The 20204-nt window shown below is 62.0% G+C and carries 20 protein-coding genes; 5 read left to right on the top strand and 15 right to left on the bottom strand.

Going from position 1 to position 20204, the window contains the following annotated elements:
- The first annotated feature begins 90 nt into the window (after positions 1-90).
- From ACWPW0_RS00245 to ACWPW0_RS00230, 4 genes are all read left to right on the top strand, one after another.
- Complete coding sequence (locus ACWPW0_RS00245) at positions 91-942, top strand: PA5502 family lipoprotein (protein WP_454254073.1); 852 nt, start codon at positions 91-93, stop codon at positions 940-942.
- A 185-nt stretch (positions 943-1127) separates the two neighbouring features.
- Complete coding sequence (locus ACWPW0_RS00240) at positions 1128-2135, top strand: methionine ABC transporter ATP-binding protein (protein ID WP_447587886.1); 1008 nt, start codon at positions 1128-1130, stop codon at positions 2133-2135.
- Positions 2135-2812 (top strand): methionine ABC transporter permease, encoded by a 678-nt coding sequence (locus ACWPW0_RS00235; RefSeq protein ID WP_447587884.1) that lies wholly within the window; start codon positions 2135-2137, stop codon positions 2810-2812. The genes ACWPW0_RS00240 and ACWPW0_RS00235 overlap by 1 nt, the downstream gene beginning before the upstream one ends.
- Positions 2813-2891: 79 nt before the next feature.
- Positions 2892-3674, top strand: a complete 783-nt coding sequence (locus ACWPW0_RS00230; protein ID WP_447587882.1) for a MetQ/NlpA family ABC transporter substrate-binding protein — start codon at positions 2892-2894, stop codon at positions 3672-3674.
- A 118-nt stretch (positions 3675-3792) separates the two neighbouring features.
- Here the strand turns inward: ACWPW0_RS00230 and ACWPW0_RS00225 are convergent, their stop codons facing one another.
- The 15 genes from ACWPW0_RS00225 to ACWPW0_RS00155 form a co-directional block, all read right to left on the bottom strand.
- Positions 3793-4218 (bottom strand): YbaN family protein, encoded by a 426-nt coding sequence (locus tag ACWPW0_RS00225; RefSeq protein WP_454254072.1) that lies wholly within the window; start codon positions 4216-4218, stop codon positions 3793-3795.
- Positions 4211-4801 (bottom strand): biliverdin-producing heme oxygenase, encoded by a 591-nt coding sequence (locus ACWPW0_RS00220; protein WP_454254071.1) that lies wholly within the window; start codon positions 4799-4801, stop codon positions 4211-4213. Before ACWPW0_RS00220 ends, ACWPW0_RS00225 begins: the two co-directional genes overlap by 8 nt.
- A gap of 237 nt (positions 4802-5038) precedes the next feature.
- Entirely contained in the window at positions 5039-6373 is a 1335-nt protein-coding gene (locus ACWPW0_RS00215) for a TolC family outer membrane protein (RefSeq protein ID WP_454254070.1), read from the bottom strand.
- Positions 6370-7701, bottom strand: a complete 1332-nt coding sequence (locus tag ACWPW0_RS00210; RefSeq protein WP_454254069.1) for an HlyD family type I secretion periplasmic adaptor subunit — start codon at positions 7699-7701, stop codon at positions 6370-6372. The genes ACWPW0_RS00215 and ACWPW0_RS00210 overlap by 4 nt, the downstream gene beginning before the upstream one ends.
- Positions 7702-7786: 85 nt before the next feature.
- Complete coding sequence (locus tag ACWPW0_RS00205) at positions 7787-9541, bottom strand: type I secretion system permease/ATPase (protein ID WP_454254068.1); 1755 nt, start codon at positions 9539-9541, stop codon at positions 7787-7789.
- A 156-nt stretch (positions 9542-9697) separates the two neighbouring features.
- Entirely contained in the window at positions 9698-9910 is a 213-nt protein-coding gene (locus ACWPW0_RS00200; RefSeq protein WP_447587870.1) for a hypothetical protein, read from the bottom strand.
- A gap of 250 nt (positions 9911-10160) precedes the next feature.
- Positions 10161-10808: a heme acquisition protein HasA gene (locus ACWPW0_RS00195; RefSeq protein ID WP_454254067.1), complete on the bottom strand. Its 648-nt coding sequence runs from the start codon at positions 10806-10808 to the stop codon at positions 10161-10163.
- 129 nt (positions 10809-10937) lie between these two features.
- Complete coding sequence (locus tag ACWPW0_RS00190) at positions 10938-13883, bottom strand: TonB-dependent hemoglobin/transferrin/lactoferrin family receptor (RefSeq protein ID WP_454254066.1); 2946 nt, start codon at positions 13881-13883, stop codon at positions 10938-10940.
- A gap of 255 nt (positions 13884-14138) precedes the next feature.
- Positions 14139-15122, bottom strand: a complete 984-nt coding sequence (locus ACWPW0_RS00185) for a FecR family protein (RefSeq protein WP_454254065.1) — start codon at positions 15120-15122, stop codon at positions 14139-14141.
- Between the two features lie 224 nt (positions 15123-15346).
- Complete coding sequence (locus ACWPW0_RS00180) at positions 15347-15865, bottom strand: RNA polymerase sigma factor (protein WP_454254064.1); 519 nt, start codon at positions 15863-15865, stop codon at positions 15347-15349.
- A gap of 62 nt (positions 15866-15927) precedes the next feature.
- Complete coding sequence (locus ACWPW0_RS00175) at positions 15928-16566, bottom strand: SCO family protein (protein ID WP_447587860.1); 639 nt, start codon at positions 16564-16566, stop codon at positions 15928-15930.
- Positions 16563-17462 carry a heme o synthase gene (gene cyoE / locus ACWPW0_RS00170; RefSeq protein ID WP_447587858.1) on the bottom strand — a complete coding sequence of 300 codons (900 nt, stop codon included), beginning with the start codon at positions 17460-17462 and terminating at the stop codon, positions 16563-16565. The genes ACWPW0_RS00175 and cyoE overlap by 4 nt, the downstream gene beginning before the upstream one ends.
- Before the next feature lie 16 nt (positions 17463-17478).
- Positions 17479-18537: a COX15/CtaA family protein gene (locus tag ACWPW0_RS00165; RefSeq protein ID WP_447587857.1), complete on the bottom strand. Its 1059-nt coding sequence runs from the start codon at positions 18535-18537 to the stop codon at positions 17479-17481.
- Positions 18538-18587: 50 nt separating this feature from the next.
- A complete protein-coding gene (locus tag ACWPW0_RS00160; protein ID WP_454254063.1) occupies positions 18588-19169 on the bottom strand; it encodes a hypothetical protein in 582 nt (193 codons plus the stop codon).
- Positions 19144-19887: an SURF1 family protein gene (locus ACWPW0_RS00155; protein ID WP_454254062.1), complete on the bottom strand. Its 744-nt coding sequence runs from the start codon at positions 19885-19887 to the stop codon at positions 19144-19146. The genes ACWPW0_RS00160 and ACWPW0_RS00155 overlap by 26 nt, the downstream gene beginning before the upstream one ends.
- Before the next feature lie 74 nt (positions 19888-19961).
- Here ACWPW0_RS00155 and ACWPW0_RS00150 point away from each other — a divergent pair, with 74 nt between their 5' ends.
- A complete protein-coding gene (locus ACWPW0_RS00150; RefSeq protein WP_447587853.1) occupies positions 19962-20165 on the top strand; it encodes a twin transmembrane helix small protein in 204 nt (67 codons plus the stop codon).
- Positions 20166-20204 lie beyond the last annotated feature (39 nt).

Here is a 20204-nt window from a genome sequence, read left to right as displayed (position 1 = left end):
GGCAAAAACCTGATGAAACCACGATGACGAATCTCTAGACTGGCGACCCTGCGCCCCTCAGCGCACCGGTTCCAGTCGAGAGATAAACCCATGAACGCATCCCTGCTTCGCTATGTTGCCGCGCCTCTGCTCGGCCTGCTGTTGAGCGAAGCCCATGCCGAATTCTGGTCGGTGGACGATCAGGTCAAGGCCTTCAATACCGTTTCCAGCCAGATCGCCCGCGGCGAACTGCAAGCGGCGGAAAGCGGCCTCACGACGCTGCAGCAGAGCATTCCGCCCAGCGATGTACGCATCGAGCAGTACCAACGCGAACTGGCCAGCGCCTACCTGCGCCAGGGCCAGCAGCGCCTCGCCGCCCACGACACCCCTGGTGCCAGCCAGGCGTTGAACAAAGCACAACGCTATATGGCCAAGGCCCCTGGCCTGAGGGGCGAGTACGAACAGGCTTTGGCCGCGCTGAAAGCAAGCAGCCCACCCACGCCTGACCCCGCAACCATCGCCAGGCAAAAGGCCGAACAGGCGCAGCAGCAAAAAGCAGCGGAAGAAAAGCTCATCGCCGAACGCGCCAGACAACAGGCCGCGCGCGAAGCCGCTGCCAAACGCACTGCGCAAGAGGCCGCCAAGGCAGAGGCGGCGGCAGCTGCCCGCGCCCCACGCCTGATCGACCCTACAGCCGCCAGCAGCGATGTACCGCTGCCCATGCTCGATACCCAGGACCGTGAAAGCCTGCGCACCCTGCTCGACGCCGTTGCCGCCGATGTGGTGAATTTCAACTGCGCTGTACATATAGAAGTGCGCGAGGCCAAGGACTATCCCTTCGTGGCCGCCTTGCTCTCGGCTCGCATCAAGAAACTCAACCCGGGACATACTCCGCAGCTTTCCCATGTCACCAACCCGGATGCGGTGCCACACCTGGTGCTTACCCCAGGCCAGGGTGAATAGACGAATGGTCGTGAATAAACCGTTTCTTATGTCTTATTTGTTGAAAAACAGGCTAACAAAGACTAAGAACGAATAAACAAACCGGCTAAACTGCGCACGTTTCGGCTAACCGCCTACGCTTGCTGGAGCCCTCCCGACCAACCCTGGCGCGGCAAGGCTGCCAACGCACCCACAAGGTTCGCTCAGTGATCGAGTTCCACCATATCCAGAAAACCTATCGGGTTGCCGGACGTGATATTCCCGCCCTGCAACCTACCGATCTGCGCATCGAAGCCGGCCAGGTCTTCGGTCTGATCGGCCATTCCGGCGCCGGCAAAAGCACCCTGCTGCGCCTGATCAACCGCCTCGAAGAACCCAGCGGCGGTCGCATCGTCATCGACGGTAACGACATCACCGCGCTGGACGCCAATGGCCTGCGCCGCTTCCGCCAGCAGGTCGGGATGATCTTCCAGCACTTCAACCTGCTGTCCTCGAAAACCGTGGCAGCCAACGTCGCCATGCCACTTGAGCTGGCCGGCGAGCTGTCGCGCAGCGATATCGCCCAGCGCGTTGCCGAGCTGCTGGCCCGGGTTGGCCTGAGCGACCACGCCAACAAATACCCGGCACAACTCTCCGGCGGGCAGAAGCAGCGTGTCGGCATCGCCCGCGCCCTGGCCACCCGACCGACCATCCTGCTTTGCGACGAAGCCACCAGCGCCCTCGATCCGCAGACCACCGCCCAGGTGCTGCACCTGCTGGCCGAGATCAACCGCGAGCTGAAACTGACCATCGTGCTGATCACCCACGAGATGGACGTGATCCGCCGCGTGTGCGATCAGGTGGCGGTGATGGATGCCGGGGCGATCGTCGAACAGGGGCCGGTGGCGCAGGTGTTCCTGCATCCGCAGCACCCGACCACGCGGCGCTTCGTGCGTGAGTCCGAGCATGTCGACGAGCAGGAGCAGCACGACGACTTCGCCCATGTCAGCGGCCGGATCCTGCGCCTGACCTTCCAGGGCCAGGCCACCTACGCGCCGCTGCTCGGCACCATCGCCCGCGAAACCGGTGTCGACTACAGCATCCTGGCCGGGCGCATCGACCACATCAAAGACACGCCCTACGGCCAACTGACCCTGGCCCTGACCGGCGGTGATGTGGATGCCGCCCAGGCGCGCTTTGCCGCCGCCGACGTTCACCTTGAGGTGCTGCGCTGATGGACGCCCTGCTGCAACGCCTGCTACCCAACGTCGACTGGCTGGAAATCTGGCAAGCCTGCCTGGACACCCTGAGCATGCTCGGTGGTTCGCTGCTGTTCACCGTGCTGTTCGGCCTGCCCCTGGGCGTGCTGCTGTTCGTCACCGGACCACGGCAGATGTTCGAAAACAAGGCGCTCTATCGCGTGCTGTCGTTGCTGGTCAACGTGCTGCGCTCGGTGCCCTTCGTCATCCTGCTGATCCTGATGATCCCGCTGACGGTGCTGATTACCGGCACCTCGCTGGGCGTCGCCGGTGCCATTCCACCGCTGGTGGTCGGCGCCACGCCGTTCTTCGCGCGGCTGGTGGAAACCGCCTTGCGCGAGGTCGACCGCGGCATCATCGAAGCCACCCAGGCGATGGGCGCAACCACCCTGCAGATCATCTTCCGCGCGCTGTTGCCGGAGGCGCTGCCGGGCATCTGGGCAGCCATTACCGTGACCGCCATCACCCTGGTGTCCTACACCGCCATGTCCGGCCTGATCGGCGGCGGCGGGTTGGGCGATCTGGCCGTGCGCTATGGTTACCAACGTTATCAGCCTGACGTGATGGCCGTTACCGTGATTCTTCTGCTGATACTCGTACAGGTTCTGCAAACCACGGGCGACAAGCTGGTGGTGCATTTTTCCCGTAAATGACATTCCCCGTAAATGAAACAGCAGCGGGCGACCGGCCAACCGCCGGACCCTGCGCACACTTCCCACAAGGAGCTCGACCATGAAGAAACTGCTGACCGCCCTGGCCGCCGCTGCGGCCCTTACCACCGCTGCCGCCCAGGCCGCTGACACCGTTACCGTGGCCGCTACCGCCGTGCCGCACGCCGAGCTCCTCGAGTTCGTCAAACCGGCCCTGGCCAAAGAAGGCGTCGACCTGCAGATCAAGGTCTTCACCGACTACGTACAACCCAACGTACAGGTCGCCGAGAAGCGCCTGGATGCCAACTTCTTCCAGCACCAGCCGTACCTGGATGAATTCAACGCGGCGCGTGGCACCCACCTGGTGAGCATCGCGGGCGTGCACGTCGAACCCTTCGGCGCGTACTCCAAGAAGATCAAGACCCTGGCCGACCTGCCCAAAGGCGCTCAGGTTGCCATCCCTAACGACGCCACCAACGGCGGCCGTGCCCTGCTGCTGTTGCAGAAAGCCGGCGTGATCAAACTGAAGAAAGAGGCGGGCATCACCGCGACCGTCAAAGACATCGCCGAGAACCCGAAAGCCATCAAGGTGCGCGAGCTGGAAGCCGCAACCCTGCCGCGCGTGCTGGACCAGGTCGACCTGGCCCTGATCAACACCAACTATGCGCTGGAGGCCGGCCTCAACCCGACCAAGGACGCCCTGATCATCGAAGGCAGCGATTCGCCTTACGTGAACATCCTGGTCGTACGTGAAGACGAGAAAGATAATGCCGCCCTGCAGAAACTGGCCAAGGCCCTGCAGACCCCGGAAGTGAAGACCTTCATCGCAGAGAAATACAAAGGCGCCGTGGTGCCGGCATTCTGATTGCGCCCAGGCGCTCGGAATGAACAAGCCCGCTCAATGAGCGGGCTTTTTTATGGCAGCGAGAATCCGTCAGGTACTCGCCCACGATGACCAGCCTGGGCGAACAGACGCTAGCTGATCACTCCGCACAGGGCGCCGGTGCATCACGAGGTTGCTCGGGGCGCGACCAGATCCAGATCGCGCCGCAGCTCATCCCGGCGGCAGCAAACAAGATGGAAGGCAGGTGATTGACGGTCAGCAGCATGATCAGCAACGCGACCGTCATGCTCAACGCAGAAACCACCTTGGTACGCCGGGTGATGATGCCGCCGTTGCGCCAGTTCTTCAGCAGCGGACCGAACACCCGGTGATTCTCCAGCCAGGCGGCCAGACGCGGCGAGCTACGCGAAGCGGCCCAGGCGGCCAACAGCACGAACTCGGTGGTCGGCAAACCAGGTACCACCACGCCGATCGCCGCCAGGGCGATACTGAGATACGCCAGGATCAGCCAGAGCCAGCGGAACCGGGTCGGTCGCAGTGGCTGGCCGCTCTGCTCATCAGGCAAAGCAGCGCTCCAGGTGCACGACGAAACGCTCGAACGCGGCAATGGCCGCCACTTCAGCTTCGCGCTCCTGCTCGGCGTCCAGTTCCAGACCGTCGAGGATCGCGGTGAACTGCTTCCAGCCTTGAGCCCGGCCACCCTCAGGTTCGCCGAGATGGCGCGCGCCAAAGGCCTCGCTCAGGCCCAGCGCCGGCATGCGCTTGAGCAGGAAGGCCGCACCGAGCTTGGAGCCCTCGGAGACGAACAGCCAGGCCATGGCAGCACCCAGACCGAGGCTCTGGCCCCGCACGCTGTCATCGCCCTCGGGTACGGCATGCTTGAGGTCGGCCAGATCCAGGCGGGCCTGCTCAACCCGGCAACGCGCCGACAGGTCAGGCACCAGCGCGATCAGGGCAGGATCGTTGTAGAGCTTTTCCAGGTCGTACTGGAACAGGTACTGGGCCGCGACGAAACGGGAAAAACGCTCCGGGCTGCCGAAGGGGTCATGGCTCTTGACCAGGGCATCGAGCTTGCTGTGCGGCTCGTGGGTGATCTGGTTGAGACGCTGGGAACGCAGGGGATGGGAGAGTTGCGAGGATGCAGTCATGGGATTCTCATGGAAGCGGGCCGGCCACGCGTGCCGACAGGGTCTGGTTCAGCAGAATTGATGCGCAGCGATAGCGCCCACGTCGTGGGCATTTCTCTTCAGCATGCTTATAGAGACGAATAACCCCTGGGTTGCCAGTAAAAAATATTTCTCATTCGCTACACACCACCACACGCACCGGCTTGCGCGAAGAATCGCCAGCGCGTTCTTCCTCTATCTCTCGAGCCCAACCCCCTATCACCCTGGCGCACCAAAATAACCCCCCAGTTGCTGCAGGTCCGCCGCATCGAGGACGCCCGCCAGGTAGCGCAGCTGCAACCAGGCACGCAGGTAGGCATAGCGGGTTTGCGCCAGGTCGCGGCGGGCACTGTAGAACTGCTGTTCGGCGTCCAGTACGTCGAGGTTGACCCGCTCACCACCCGCCACGCTCTTGCGCGTGGCATCGATCAAGGTGCCGGCCGAGGCGACCACCTGTTCGTAGGCGCGTGCCTTGGTCACGCTGCTCAGGCACAGCTTGTACTGTTTGCGCAGCTCGTTGAGGGTGGTTGCCGTCTGCGCGTCCAGCTCATAGCTGGCCTGCTCGTAGCGACGTGAGGCCTGGCGGGTGCCGGCTGCCACGCCACCGCCGGCGAACAACGGCACGCTGATCTGGATGCCGATGCTGTCGGTGTCGTACTGCTGGTTGTAGCTGCTTTCCGAGTCGGAACTGGTCTTGCGCGTGCTGGCGTACAGGCTGAGGCTGGGCAGATGGCCGGCGCGGCGCTGTTCACGTTGCTGGGCCGCCACGTCCAGGGCATGGCGCTGGGCGGCGAGGTCGGCATTGCTGGCCATGGCCAGATCGCGCCAGGCGTCGAAGCCGGCAGGCTGCAACGGCAGGATATGGAAGTCGCCAACCAGTGGCGCCAAATCGTCCAGCACCAGCGGTTCGCCGATGATCGCCTGCAGTTCACGCAACGCCGCATCCAAGGCGTCGCCTGCCTCGATCTCCTGGGCCAGGGTCAGGTCATGCCGGGCCTGGGTTTCCAGCAGGTCAGTGCGCGTGCCCTCGCCCTTCTCGAACAGGTGCTGGTTGAGTTGCAGGCGTTCGGCATAAGCCATGCGCTGTGCGCCGGCCAGGGCGATCTGTTCGCCCGCCAGCAACGCCTCGCTGTAGGCCTGGAACAACCGCACCAGCAATTCCTGGCTACGCCCGCGAAAGCGTTCGTCGGCCAGCAGGGCCTTGGCCTCGCCTTCGCGGTACTGCGCCCAGGCGGCATAGTCGAGCAGGGGCTGGCGCAGGGTGAAACTGGAGGCGTAACTCCGGTAGTCGCGGTCGGCACGCACATTGCCCTGCGCGGTCGACTGGGTCACCTCGGATTCGTTGCGGGCGTTGTTGTAGCTGTAGCTCAGCTTGGGCAACAGTGCGGCCCGGCCAATGGCGCGATCCTCCTGGCCGGCCTCGCGCTCCTTGAGTGCGGCGTGAAAGGTCGGGTCGTTGCGCAGCGCCAGGGCGTAGGCATCCTGCAGGTCGAGGGCGTGGACGGAGGACGTGAAACAGGCGACGAGCGCCCAGCAGATCCAGCGCATCATCATTCTTCCACCAGGGCCATGTGGGTACGGTCGGCCAGTGGCTTGAACAGGTAGTTGAGCAGCGAACGCTCCCCCGTGCGCACGAAGGCTTCCACCGGCATGCCGGGGCGGATGGCCACGTCGCCCAGCGCGCGCATGCCGGCTTCGCTCACCTGGGCGCGCAGGGTGTAATAGGGTTCGTCCGTGCGTTCGTCCACCAGCCGATCCGCCGAGACCAGCGTCACTTCGCCCGCCACCCGGGGCGTGGTGCTCTGGTTAAAGGCCGAGAACATCAGCTCTACCGGCAGGCCGGGGTGCACCTTGTCCACCAGGTTGACCGGCACCCGGCCTTCGACCAGGAGCGACTCGTGCTCCGGGACGATTTCCATCAGTTGCTGCCCCGGGCTGATCACGCCGCCCTCGGTGAATACGCTCAGGCCCACCACGATGCCATCGGCAGGTGCCCGCACCTGACTGTTGGCCAGCTCGAACTCGACCCCGGCCAGCCGGTGGCGTACGTCTTCGCTGCGTGTCTGCGCCTCGGCCAACTGGGTGCGCACCTCCGTCTGGTACTCCTCGCGGCGCTGACCGATGCGCAAGCGCATCTCGACAATCTGCCGTTGCAGCAGGCCGATGCGACCGATGTCATCCGCCAGCGCGCCGTTCAATTCGGCATACAGGCGCTCGGTGTCGAGCAGGCGGTTGCGGGCGATGTAGCCGTCACGAGCCAGCTCGCGCAACCCGGTTAGCTGCTCGGCCAGGGCTTTTTCCTGCGCCTGCTTGCCCTGTTTCACGGCCTGCAGCCCGCGCAGTTGCGATTCCGAGCCGGCGATGCCCTGGGCCAGGCCATCGAGCTCCAGTGCCAGAGCCTGGCGGCGGCTGTCGAACAATTGCTGCTGCGACGCCAGTACTGCGCTCACCAACGGTTCCGCCTGCCAGGCTTGCAGCTGTGGATCGAAGGTGATTGCGCCCAGCCCGTCACGCTCGGCCAGCAAACGGTTTTCACTGGCGCGGGTGCCGATGAACTGCACACGCAAGGAGTCGACCTGGGCCTTGAGTGCGGTTTCATTCAGCCGCAGCAGGACCTGACCGGCCTTGACCCGGTCGCCGTCGCGCACCGCGATGTGTTCGACGATGCCGCCCCCCGAATGCTGCACGGCCTTGCGATTGCCCGACACCATGACCTTGCCGGATACCGCGACGCCCTTGTCCAGTGGTGCCAGGGCGGCCCACAGCAGGAAACCGCCGAAGCCGGCGAGCACCAGCCACCAGCCCAGGCGGGTATGGCGGCGTTCATCGATGGGCAGTACATCGGCCAGGGGCTGGGCACGATTGTTCGACGGGCTATTCATGGGTCAGTCCTGAGATGTCGGGATACATCAAGCGTCGGTAACGAGATGTCAGCCACGCAGGGTCGAGCCCTGCGGACCGGCAGGCTCATGTCACAGGGGTGCCGTAGCTCATGCTCAGGCTGGGGGCGACCCGTAAGGCCGGCGTCGCTGCTGGTTTGGCGCTGCCCTGCAATTCCTGCAGCACCCGCTCGGCCGGGCCGAATGCCTGCATCTGCCCGGCACGCAGTAACAGCAGTTTGTTCGCGCCCTTGAGCAGCGTGGGCTTGTGGGTGATCAGCACGACGGTGCGTCCCAACTCCTTGAGACGGGTAATGGTGGCCAGCAGGGCCTGTTCGCCTGTTTCGTCGAGATTGGCGTTCGGCTCGTCCAGCACGATCAGCGCCGGTAGGCCATACAGGGCACGCGCCAGGCCGATGCGTTGTTTCTGCCCCCCGGACAGGCCACTGCCGCCGTCACCCAACCGTGTGTCATAGCCCTGCGGCAAGCGCAGGATCATGTCGTGCACGCCGGCCATCTGCGCGGCGGCCACCGCCTGCTCGGCATCCACCTCGCCAAAACGGGCGATGTTCTCGGCGATGCTGCCGGCGAACAATTGCACATCCTGCGGCAGGTAGCCGATGTACGGGCCAAGCACGGCCTTGTCCCACTGGTGCATGTCGGCGCCATCCAGGCGCACCTTGCCGGTCAGTACAGGCTGCGCCGCCACCAACAGGCGTGCGAGGCTCGACTTGCCGCAACCGGATGGCCCGAGGATACCGAGCACATCACCGGCTTCCAGCACGAAACCGATATTGCTCAACACCGGCACCCGACCGCCGGGCGCACAGGCGGATACGCTCTCCACGCGCAATTCGCCACGCGGGGCGGGCAGGTCCATGCCAGCCTCACGGGCCGGGTGTGCCTGTAGCAGGTTCTGCAGGCGCTGGTAGGCCTGGCGGGCGGATGCCCACTGTTTCCAGGCACCGATCACCTGATCCAGCGGGCCCAGCACCCGTCCGACCAGGATCGACCCGGCGATCATCATCCCCGGCGTGATCTCCCCGGAGACCACCAGCAATGCGCCCAGCCCGAGCATCAGCGACTGAAGGGCCAGCCGGACGCCTTTCGACCAGGCACTGACGGCCGCCGTCTTTTCACTGGCCAGGCCCTGCTGCGCGAGAAAGCCCCGGTGTTCCTGTAGCCAACGTTCACGCAGGTTGCCCAGCATGCCCATGGCCTCGATGGCCTCGGCATTGCGCAGATCCGCATCGGCGCGCTGGCTGGCCAGGATTGACAAGCGCCCGGCCTCGGCCAGCGGTTGCCGGGATACGTACTGGTTCAGCCAGGCCAGGGCCACCAGGATCACCGCACCGCCCAGGGCCAGGAAGCCCAGCCACGGATGGAAGAGGAAGATCACCAGGAGATAGATCGGGAACCACGGGGCATCGAAAAACGCGAACAGCGAATTGCCGGTGGCGAACTGGCGCAGGCTGGTCAGGTCCTTCAGCGCCTGCCCGGCCGAAGTCCGACCCGCTTTCAGATTGGCCTCGAACGCGGCGGCGTAAACCCGCTGGTTCAGGCGCATGTCCATCTGTGTGCCCAGGCGGATGACCACGAAACTGCGCACCCACTCCAACGCCCCCATGAAGGCGAACAGGCCAAGCATCATCAAGGTCAGCATCGCCAGGGTCATCTGATTGCCGGAGGCCAGCACCCGGTCATACACCTGCAACATGTACAGGGCTGGTGCCAGCATCAGCAGGTTGATCACCGCCGAGAAGAATCCGATGCTCCAGAAGCCGCTCTTGTAGGCGGTAAGGGCTGAAAGGATCTCACCTCCGGCTTGTCTGGGTTTGCTCATACACCATCTCCTGTGATGGAAACCCGATCGTGGGCACGTTGGTGAGAACCGCAGGGCGGATTAGCGCGTCGTAATCCGCCGGGTGCTACAGGCTGGCCAGCGTCACACAGAAGGCGTTCCGAATTGCGCATCTGGCCAAGCCAGCCGGGTGTCCAGCTATTCATCGGCTTCATACTGGTGCGTGGCCGAGACATAGGCCGATGGGCCGTAGCCACTGCTCGGGCCTGCCTGCCAGTTGCCGAGGCTGGGGTGTGCGGTCTGTGGCGGGCGCGGTGTCGCCAAGAACTGTTGGCGAGCCTGATGACGCGCGACCAGCGCCGCGAGCGAAATGGGTGCCGGACGCGCACGCACCAGGGCCAGTGCAGGCATGGCCTCTTTCAATGCAAATGGCGGAACTTTTAGTGACTTTTCTCGCGCATGAGAATCATTAACATATGAATTTTGGACGGATTGCATCTCGGCCCGAGACTTTTTACGGGACATGATTGACCTGCCTGGGTGAAGTTGGGAGCATCTCCCGGTCCCGACACAACCCACGTCCGCAAAAACTCAGGTTGTGCCGGGTGTTTCAGAGGCGGGTAAAAGAGCGATCTTTTATCCGCTTTTTATTGCCTGATGATCAGGCTGCCAGCAGGTAGTCGTCGCCTTCTGGAATACCGACCAGTGCGGAGTCGCAACCGCAGTCATCGAAGGGAGTACCGAGGCTTGCGAGGGTATCGGTGAGATCAACGCCATAGATATCTTCAAGCACAGCGTAAAGGCCACCGTAGCCACCCGCTGGTGTTCCGAGCAGAGTGCTGCCATAACCAGTCAGCGACCCGTTCATCAAACCCCAGATCACATCGTGGACCGAGTAGGCGCCAACGTTGGTGGCATCGCTGACAATTGGCTCGTCGAAGCAAATGGTCAGGAAGGGGTCGATGACCGCACCATTTGCATCCAGGCCGCCACCGAAGGTGATCTTCTCGATGGTGCCGTACAGGGTATGGGATTGAGCACCGGGTATTGCTCCACCGCTGAGTGGCGGGAAGTAGTAGTTCAGGTCGCCATACGCCGAGAACGCATAGCCGGCACCTGTGGAGAAGGAATAGGTATCTCCCGAAACCACACCACCATTGTAAAAACCACCTGTATTGCCTGGGTGACTGCCTGGAACACCGTCCGCTGCCCAAGCATCCAGAACCGTTTCAAGTGAACTGGTCCAGTCAGTGAATGCTGGATAATGGTCTTCGTTCTCGCTATAGCAGAACGTTGCAATAGTCGCCATGTTAGGTCTCCCTGTATTTCACTTGGCCAGTGGTTGGCCGGTTAGAAAGCCACACCGAAATGGTGTGCCTTGGAAAGACGGAGAACTCCCCGCCTTTGTTCCTAAGAGACGATAAAAAGCATCGACTCTTTAGAATCTAACTTCAAAACCTGCCTGCACAGTACGTCCCGGGGCGTAAGTTCGGGAGAACATATCTGAATAACCACCAAGGTAATTCTCGTCTCGAATATTCTCTACGGCTAAATTGAGAGCGAGGTTGTGTAGCGGCTGGTACTTGGCATAGAAGTCCCATGTGGTATAGGAGTCCCACAAGTTATCACCGGTAGTCCAATTACTAGGCGCATCGCCCTCACTGCGGTTATAGCGAATCCCCATGTCCAGTTTCTTGTCGAAGAGGCGAACACCCAGCGTGGCGCCATGACGGTCCATCGGCATGGCACGCGTGGCATTCATTACCCCCGCGATATCACATGGGAGGATTCTGCTATCCAGCATTTCCTGATAAGACCCATATCCTGCAGCGATAGCTTGAAGATGTTGTGGCGTCATGGATCCATCTTCTCTTGGCTGATCGAAGCGACTGATCTGGCTACCCAAGGGCCATTGCTTCTTGCAGAAATCATTTTCGTCACTCAAGTACTTCGTATAATTAGCTCCGATGTACCAGAGCTGGGCATCATAGTTGCCTTCCAGCTCTATACCGCGAAACTTGGTTACCTCTAGATTATTCACGAAGAAATTGTTACCCAGCCCGCCAGTAATAACCCCTGGTAACGTGTTCGATATACTGGTGAACACGAAGTTATCCACCTTGGTATCGAAGTAAGCCAGTTTTATCCCCAGGCGGTCGTCGGTCTTAAAGAGATTCTGGCGCAGGATATTCAGACCCATTTCCCAACTGGTGGAGCGCTCCGGATCAAGCAAGGGGTTGGGGTACATATACTCCGCACCGCCGCCGGGATGGGAACCTTCCCACAGGGTCTCGGTAATGGCCGGTGGACGGAAGCCCTTACCCCAGTTGGCGAACAGCTCGAGCCAGGCCACAGGTTTGTAGGAGGCTGATGCGAAGGGTGAAAACCTGCCCATGCTACGGTCGACGTCGTATTCATACCTGATGGCTTCATCGGTCCACTGTTCTCCCCAGCGCGTTGTCGTCCAGTAACTGGTTGCCTGATTGGACTCCCACCACGCAATGGCGCCCGCTTCTCCCCCGGTCAACCCTGCCTGGCAGCCTGCATAGTTTGTGGCGTTGGTTTGCGGGCGATTGCACCAGTAGCTCAGGTAGCTATCGAAACGACTCAGGTAGCTGCTTTTCGCCCCGGGAACCGTCGTTTTCCCACGCAAGTGGTACCAGTCATAACGCAACCCTGCCTTGAGGGTGAAGGGGTCCTTTGCAAAGGTCAGCGAGGCAAAGGCACTGGCCACATCACGCCGCCCATTGGGGTTCAAGTTGTTCCCTGTCAGCCCTTCCAGATAGCTGGTAGTTACCCCGTTGCGATTGGCTTCATTGCCAGACTTGCCCTCGTCCTGAAACCACTCGATGCCATAGTTGGCTGAAAGCTCCGCACCTTGAATACGGTCGACGGTGAAACTTGAGGTGTTCTCCAGCTGCAAGCCCCACGTATCGGTACGGCTATGCGTTGTATTGGTCAACCCGGCTAGGCAAGCACTTTGCCAACTCGCCGCTATCGGATTCTGCAGACAATAACCATTACTCCAAGCAGTATTTGTCAATGCGGTAGGACGAGCGTCAGCAACGCGATGGTTCTCAGTGCTGACGAAATACAGTTTGACCTTCAGATCGATCAGCGGGTTGTCCGGAGCAAAGGCATAGTCCAGCGCATAAGAGTCATTTTCGGCTTCCGCGGCACCATAAGATCTATTTCCATTGGCATTGGCCTGGCTCCAGTCCGAGGTATTGCTGTAGGAAATTTCCGTACCGGTGTAAGTGAACTGCAGGCTCTGTTCATCACTGAGCCTCCAACGTGCTTTAGCCAACCAGGAGTCCTGCTTCTGGTCGGAATAACGCATCTCATTGATTTCCTGTTGCCCCAGCGACAGCGACTCGGTAAGCCAAGTCCGCCCACGATCACCAATCTCATAGGCACCCAGGTTCTTCTGGCTACGCGCGAATAACAGCTCCAGGCGATCATCGAAACGCCCGGCTACCGCAGCACTGCCGAGGAAATTCACGCCATTAGCATAGCCGCCAACGCCGGTGGTGCCGCGCAGGCGTACACCCTGATCCTTGCCCGGCAAAATGATGTCGTCATAGTCCAGGGTCTGGAAGTTGGCGCTGCCGGCAATGGCATTGGCGCCGTATACGCCGGCATTGGGGCCTTTCTCGATGACCACGCTGCTGAGCAGTTCGGAGTCGATGTACATCTCGCCATTGCGCTGCTGGTGACCGCTTTCCACATGGTTCTGGCGCATGCCGTCGATCATCATGTTGACCCGACCGAAGTCCTGCATACCGCGATTGTTCACCGACAGGGACGGGTTGTTGCGGTCGACCGCGCTGGTCACCCCAGGCGTATCCGCCAGCATGTCGGCGGCATGCCGGGGCGGGCGCCGGTCGATCTGTTCGCGGGTGATCACGCTCACCGAGCGTGGCGCTTCGTACACCCAGTCGTTCACATGACCAGCCTGGATCTGAGTGGCCCCCAGCTCCAGCGCACCGTCCATACTCGCACCCGCCAACCGCTCCAGGCTGACCTTGCGCTCACCGGTGAACTGGTAACGGACCGGTGCGCCCGCCAGCAGCAGAGCAAGGCCGTCCTCGACGGAGTAGCGCCCCTTCAAACCACGGCTATGCAGACCCGACAGCTTCCCACTGTCGAAAAACACCTGTACGCCTGCCTGCTCGGCAAAGGCGACAACGGCGCGATCCAATGCCTGTTCGGCGATATTGAAATCGACCGTCGAGGTTGCTTGTGAGGTAGCGCCCTGCGTCCCATCCATGGAGGTTGATTGCGCGTGCGCTGCTCCCACCAGCAGCGCACAACCGGCCAGAACCAGGCAGCGCGTCCATGCTGCACGAGGCTTCAAAGGCCGGGATAGATTGTCTTGAGTCACGCTTCCTGCTCACTTCGTTGGCTTGTTTTTATCGATTAATGAAAATCAATCTCAACAATGCAGACGAGCGAAGCGAGAAAAGTCAGTAAGTATTTCGAGAAAAAGTTTGTGGCTCTGGCACAAAGGCGCCCAGAAAGACCACCTCACCATCAGTGGTCTTCCAGGTCGTATGGCAGGCAAGTTCGCGCCAGCCGGGGTACATGTTAGCTACGCCATGGCGGTGCGCGCGGTGAACCCTGAGGAAGCGTGCGAGAGCTAGTAGATCAGGCTGACGCCTGGAAGATCGGTGCGTTTGGCGTGCAGCTCACGGGTCACCGTCGACAAGGCCTCATCCAGGCTGTCGAGGCGAAATACGCCACTGACTTCACGCTGGGCCAACTGCGCGTCGGCGATCACCACCCAGCCTGTACGATAGCGGTTGAGGCGTTGTGCGACCTGCTCCAGCGGCACGCGCTCGAACACCAGCACACCCCGTTGCCAACTGCTGGCACGTTGCACATCAAGGCCACCCAGAGGCTCGATGCCCGCCTGGTCATAGCGGGCCGCCTGCCCCTCTCCGAGTACCAGCCGATTGTCGGCAGGCGAGGACGAGGACGGCACTTTCAACTCCACACTGTGTTCAAGCACGCCAACCCAGGCACCCTCGCCGGCGTTCTCGCCCACCACGAAACGCGTCCCCAGCGCACGGGTGCTGCCACCACGGCTTTCCACCACAAACGGGCGCTGTTCATCTGGCCCCAAGGGCGCAACGGTGAAACTGGCCTCGCCCTGCAACAGACGAATGCGTCGCTCGCTGGCGCTGTATACAAGGTCGATGGCACTTTGCGTATCCAGCTGAGCGACGCTGCCATCGGGTAGCTGCACTTCGCGAATCTCTCCTCGGCTTGTCGCATGGTCGGCCAGCAGCGGGACCATCATCTGCGCCCCCTGTTGCACGCTCACCACCAGCAGCACGAGAGCCGCAGCAGTAGCCACCCAACGCAGCGGAGCAGCGCGGCGGCGCGCGGGGAATTGTCGGACCTCGGCAAGGGGTGCCGTTGCTTGGGCGCTGCCCAGTTGTCCCAGCAGGTTCCAGGTGGCCTGGGCGTACTGCAACGCCTGAACGTGGCGGGGATCATCCGCCAGCCAACGCTCCAGTTCCGCCGGGCGCGCGGAGCCCGCTGCAGCCGCGTCGAGACGCACCGCCCAGTCGGCAGCAGCCTCGCGAATCTCCTGCTCTCGCACGTCGTGGCTAATCACGTTTATCTCTCATTTATCGTTATCAGGCCGCTGAAAAACTACCTGCGTTGGCAATACGTCGTTAAAAACCGCCTCAGAATGCTCGTTTAGAACACCTGAACTGCGCTTCTTCGGCTGTTTTTGCCTCGTCTTGCCTGCCTCGCTTACGTTTTTCAACGGTCTGCTATACGTATGCAGACGTTCGAAGCGTCTTTTTACGGTAATCCATTTGTCCATATCCGCCGTCAGCCATCCTGAAGACGTGCGGTCACATGAGCCAGTGCCTTGGCCAGGTGCTTTTGCACCGAGCTGTCGGAAATCGCCAAACGACGGGCGACTTCGGCATGGGTCAGGCCCTGAATACGGTTAAGTTCGAAGATCTGCTGTGTTCTGGCAGGCAGCTCGGCAATGGCACTGCGCAATAGCTGCAGCCGCTGCTGGGCATCCAGCTGCTCATCGAGGGCAGGGCGTTCATCTTCGATATGCGCCAGGGCTTCATGGGGCTGGCTGTCGGTGCGACGTCGCTGCTGCTGGCGAATATGGTCGACCAGCAGGTTGTGCGCCGTGCGGTAGAGATAGGCCTGGGAGTTGTCGATGCGCTCGCGCTCACCTTGCTCGGCCATGCGCAAGAAGCTCTCCTGAACCAGGTCGGCAGCCAGTTGCGGGTCACGTACCTTGCGGGTCAGTAACCCCTGCAACGTTCGGGCATGCTTGAGGAACAAGCCCCTGAGATCGGTCTCGGGCACGCGCGCTCCAACATCCATACCGAGGGAAGAGGAGCGCCATGCTAGACAACAAGAGAATGATTTTCAATTGAGACTAAATATCAAGTCTCTTTCTTCAACAGGGAAGGCAGCTGCGCCGCGAGTTTGTCGACGTTGACGGGCGAGCGAATGAACCCGCGCTGGGTGCCATCCGGCCCGATGATGACCAGATTGCCGCTGTGATCGACGGTGTAGTTCTCCTTGCTGGTATCCGCCGGAATGAACGGAATGCTCACGCCGTTGGCCAGTTTCTGGATATCGGCCGCCTCGCCGGTCAGGCCCAGGAAGGCCGGATCGAAATAGGCCAGGTACTTCTTCAACTGCTCGGGGCTGTCGCGGTTGGGATCGACCGTCACCAGCACCACGCGCAGGCGCGCCTGGTCTTCAGCCGAAAGCTGGCCCTTGAGCTGGCGCACCTGGGCCAGGGTGGCCGGGCAAATATCCGGGCAGAAGGTATAGCCGAAGAACAGCAGGCTCCACTGGCCCTTGAGCTGATCGACTGCTACCGGCTCCCCGTCCTGATTGCTCAGGCTCAGTGCAGGCAACGTACGGCTCTGCGGCAACAGGACGATGCCCGCATCGAGCAAAGCCGCCTTGTCGGTGCCGTCGCCCCGGCTGTTCAACACCTTGTTCACCGCCAGGCCGAGGATCAGGGCAACGACAGCGATCAGGACAAAAACGGTTTTCTGGATTCGGCTCATAGACTCAGCAACAGGTAATGGTCGGCAAGGAGGGCGATGAACAGCAGGAACAGGTACCAGATACTGTACTTGAAGGTGTTGATCGCCGCGTGCGGCTTGCTGTCACGGTACAACACCACAGCCCAGTGCAAGAAGCGCGCACCCAAAACTACTGCCGACACGAGATAGAGCAACCCGCTCATGTGAATCGCATAGGGCAACAGGGTCACGGCGAACATCACACAGGTGTACAGCAGGATGTGCACCTTGGTGTAGTGCTCACCGTGGGTCACCGGCAGCATCGGGATATCGGCCTTGGCGTACTCCTCCTTGCGGTGAATCGCCAGGGCCCAGAAATGCGGCGGCGTCCAGGCGAAGATGATCAGCACCAGCAGCAACGGTTCAGCAGACAGATGCCCGGTGACCGCCACCCAGCCAAGCAACGGTGGAGCGGCACCCGCCAGGCCTCCGATAACGATGTTCTGTGGCGTCGCCCGCTTGAGAAAGCCGGTGTACAGCACCGCGTAACCAAGCAGAGAAGCCAGGGTCAACCAGGCGGCCAGTTCGTTGGTAAAGGTCAGCAACAGGGCCAATCCCGCCAAGGCGAGAACCAGGGCAAAACTCAGCGCGGCTGTCGGCGAGACCCGGCCACTGGTGACCGGACGCTTGTGCGTGCGCGCCATGATCGAATCGATACGCCGGTCGACCACATGGTTGACCGCCGCCGCTGCGCCGGCACACAGGCCGATGCCCAGGTTGCCGAACAGCAGGACGGTCCACGGCACACCGGCACGGGTGGCGAGGAACATGCCGACCAGGGACGTGATAAGCATCAGCAGCACGACGCGCGGCTTGGTCAGCTCCAGGTAATCACGCCAGCTGGCCTGTTCACGGTGGACTTGCAGCAGAGTAGCCATGAGGGTCTCTCCCTAGTTATTTGCCGGCAGCAGCCAGCACACGCGAAGCCTGTAGTTGCGCCAAGCCCTGCACCGCCGGAGCGGGTGCTCGGCGCAGGCGGTAATTGATCAGTACCAGCACCAGCAGCAGCGCAGCACCGCCGCCGTTGTGCGCCACGGCCACAGCCAGTGGCAGGTGCAGCAGCACGTTGCTCACGCCCAGGCTGATCTGCAGCGCCAACGCCAGGACCAGCAGCCCGGCCAGCTTGCCCAGCCCTGCACGCGACAGGCGCCAGGCCAGCAGCAGCAACACCAACGTCACCAATAGCGCGCCCAGTCGGTGAGTCAGATGGATCGCCGTCCGCGCATCACTGTCGAGCTGGCCACCCAGGTAGTTGGGGCCAATGTGCTGGGTCAGATGAAAGCCATTGGCGAAATCGGTTTGCGGCCACCATTGGCCATGGCAGGTCGGCAGATCGACGCAAGCTACCGCCGCATAGTTGGAGCTGACCCAGCCACCCAGGGCGATCTGCCCGATGACCACGGCCAAAGCAACACCCGCCAGCACGCGCAAGCGCGGCGAGGGGGCTGGCAACGCCGTCCAGGCTCCGGATAAACGCACGCTGAGCAGGAACAACAATGCCAGGGTCGCGAAGCCTCCCAGCAGGTGTGCAGTGACCACCTGCGGCCACAGCTTGAGGGTGACCGTCCACATGCCGAACAGGGCCTGCGCGATCACCACCGCCAACAGCAGCAACGGCAATTTCAGTGGCTGCCCGGGCTGGCCACGACGGGCCAGTGCCTGCACCGCCAAGCCGAGAATCAGTAAGCCCAGGCTGCCGGCGAAGTAGCGGTGAATCATTTCATTCCAGCCCTTGTGCGCTTCCACTGGCGCATCCGGGAAATGCATCTCGGCATGGGCCAGTTGCGCCTCGGTCTTGGGCACATGGATGAAGCCGTAGCAGCCCGGCCAATCCGGGCAGCCGAGGCCGGCGTGGGTCAGCCGGGTATAAGCGCCCAGCAGCACCACCACCACGGCCAGCAGGGTGGCGAACAGGGCCAGGCGATAGCCGGGCAGGGATTTGCGTTCAGTCATGCAGGGCCCTCTTCTTGTTTTTATTGAGCGGCGGTGCCTGCCGCATCGACTCAACCGATCTGCGAAAGCTTCAGCAACAGGCGCAGATCATCGAGGATCGACTTGCCCTTGCTCGTGGCGTCGTAGCGCAGTACCAAGTTGCCGTGTGGGTCGACAATCCACAGCTGTGCACCGGTAGCCTGCGATGCGGCCTTTTCATAGGTTTGTGGGTCAAGGCGGTAACGACCCAGTTGTGGGTACTCGCGTTTTAGCTGTGCGTCGTAGTCGGCTGGCAGGGGCGTGCTGACGGCCAGGCCATGGCTGGCCCGCGTGGCATCGCGGTTGAGGCCGACCTGAATCTGCCGCGCGGTGTACACCAGTTGTTGGCAATCTTCGGCACAGGCGCCCGGCGCGGTGACCAGCAACTGCCAACGCTGCTGATCGGCACCGCTTACGCCAAGGTCGGCCAGGTTCTGACCATCACCAATCAGTACGCCGTGGTAGTTGCGCGAATCCGGCACCCAGAAACGCCACTGGTACATGGCCGTGGCGAGGATCATCGGCCCGATCGCCACCAGCAGAATCACGATCAGCTGCAGCCGCCCTCTGGCCTTACGCGGGGCGGCATCAGAGAGGGTGCTGGGGGGATTCATGGTTGTGCTCATGGTGCTGCTCCCGCGCATTGCGCCATCCGAGATAGAGATAAAGACCACACAGTGCGGCCGCCAGGGCGAACCACTGCACCGCATAGCCGGTGTGTTTTTCCGGACTCATGGCCACCACCGGCCATTGCGTCAGATAGCTCGCCGGACCTGATTCGAGGCGAACCTCATATGCCAGACCACCGCGACCGAGCTGCTGCCAGAGCGGCTCGGGCTCGATGCGGGTGACCAACCGTGGCCAACCATTGCCCGGCTGATCGGCCTGCAGCTGAAAGCTGGTGCCGGGCGGCAGATAGACCTGACCAACCAGCTCCAAAGGCTGCTCGGGGGTCGTGAACTGAGGAGGCGTACGCCGATCCGGCCAGGCCAGCCAGCCGCGATTGAGCAGTACCCAGAGCCCACTGGCCTGATCGTAAAAGGGCTGCAATAGCTCGACACCGGCCTGGCCGTTGTGGGTACGGTTATCCAGCAACAGGCTATGGGCAGCATCGAACTGACCACGCAGACGAATGCGCACGGCATTGAGATCACGACGTTGTTCAAGTTCGGTGAGGCTGACCGGTGCCGCCTGCTGGCTCGCCTCATGCTGGGCCAGCAGAGCACGCTTTTCCTCGGCCCGCGACAGTTGCCAAAAACCGAGCGTGACCAGCAGCGGCAGCAACACGGCGACCACCAGGCTGGGCAGGATGCCCGGACGAAAGGCGCTCATCGGCGCGTCCCGAAGCAGGCTGTGGCGCTGGCTATACTGAACCGGTACTTCATTCCCCACCCCCGGAGTCACACATGCTAAAAGCCGTGATCGTCCTCTTTCTGCTAGCCACCATGGCCAGCCTGTTCAGCGGCCTGTTCTTCCTGGTCAAGGACGATGGTCGCGGCTCGCGAGTGGTCAATTCGCTGAGCGTTCGTGTCGGGCTGACCGCTGTGACCGTGGCGTTGATCGCCTGGGGGTTCTACAGCGGCCAACTGGCCAGTCATGTCACCTGGTAAAGGCGCCCCTCGCAGCGTTTTCGCGGTGAGGGACGCAAT

Source organism: Pseudomonas sp. Marseille-Q8238, from assembly GCF_965111915.1.
The sequence above is the reverse complement of the archived record's forward strand: the minus strand, read 5'-3'. Positions and strand labels throughout refer to the sequence as shown.

What these genes read in the sequence shown, in the direction of transcription:
- cyoE (WP_447587858.1), bottom strand. Translation starts at nt 17,462, where the DNA reads ATGGCTACTCTGCTGCAAGTCCACCGTGAACAGGCCAGCTGGCGTGAT.
- ACWPW0_RS00155 (WP_454254062.1), bottom strand. Translation starts at nt 19,887, where the DNA reads ATGAGCGCCTTTCGTCCGGGCATCCTGCCCAGCCTGGTGGTCGCCGTG.
- ACWPW0_RS00220 (WP_454254071.1), bottom strand. Translation starts at nt 4,801, where the DNA reads ATGACTGCATCCTCGCAACTCTCCCATCCCCTGCGTTCCCAGCGTCTC.
- ACWPW0_RS00175 (WP_447587860.1), bottom strand. Translation starts at nt 16,566, where the DNA reads ATGAGCCGAATCCAGAAAACCGTTTTTGTCCTGATCGCTGTCGTTGCC.
- ACWPW0_RS00245 (WP_454254073.1), top strand. Translation starts at nt 91, where the DNA reads ATGAACGCATCCCTGCTTCGCTATGTTGCCGCGCCTCTGCTCGGCCTG.
- ACWPW0_RS00215 (WP_454254070.1), bottom strand. Translation starts at nt 6,373, where the DNA reads ATGATGATGCGCTGGATCTGCTGGGCGCTCGTCGCCTGTTTCACGTCC.
- ACWPW0_RS00200 (WP_447587870.1), bottom strand. Translation starts at nt 9,910, where the DNA reads ATGCCTGCACTGGCCCTGGTGCGTGCGCGTCCGGCACCCATTTCGCTC.
- ACWPW0_RS00205 (WP_454254068.1), bottom strand. Translation starts at nt 9,541, where the DNA reads ATGAGCAAACCCAGACAAGCCGGAGGTGAGATCCTTTCAGCCCTTACC.
- ACWPW0_RS00165 (WP_447587857.1), bottom strand. Translation starts at nt 18,537, where the DNA reads ATGACTGAACGCAAATCCCTGCCCGGCTATCGCCTGGCCCTGTTCGCC.
- ACWPW0_RS00235 (WP_447587884.1), top strand. Translation starts at nt 2,135, where the DNA reads ATGGACGCCCTGCTGCAACGCCTGCTACCCAACGTCGACTGGCTGGAA.
- ACWPW0_RS00195 (WP_454254067.1), bottom strand. Translation starts at nt 10,808, where the DNA reads ATGGCGACTATTGCAACGTTCTGCTATAGCGAGAACGAAGACCATTAT.
- ACWPW0_RS00230 (WP_447587882.1), top strand. Translation starts at nt 2,892, where the DNA reads ATGAAGAAACTGCTGACCGCCCTGGCCGCCGCTGCGGCCCTTACCACC.
- ACWPW0_RS00210 (WP_454254069.1), bottom strand. Translation starts at nt 7,701, where the DNA reads ATGAATAGCCCGTCGAACAATCGTGCCCAGCCCCTGGCCGATGTACTG.
- ACWPW0_RS00160 (WP_454254063.1), bottom strand. Translation starts at nt 19,169, where the DNA reads ATGAATCCCCCCAGCACCCTCTCTGATGCCGCCCCGCGTAAGGCCAGA.
- ACWPW0_RS00150 (WP_447587853.1), top strand. Translation starts at nt 19,962, where the DNA reads ATGCTAAAAGCCGTGATCGTCCTCTTTCTGCTAGCCACCATGGCCAGC.
- ACWPW0_RS00180 (WP_454254064.1), bottom strand. Translation starts at nt 15,865, where the DNA reads ATGGATGTTGGAGCGCGCGTGCCCGAGACCGATCTCAGGGGCTTGTTC.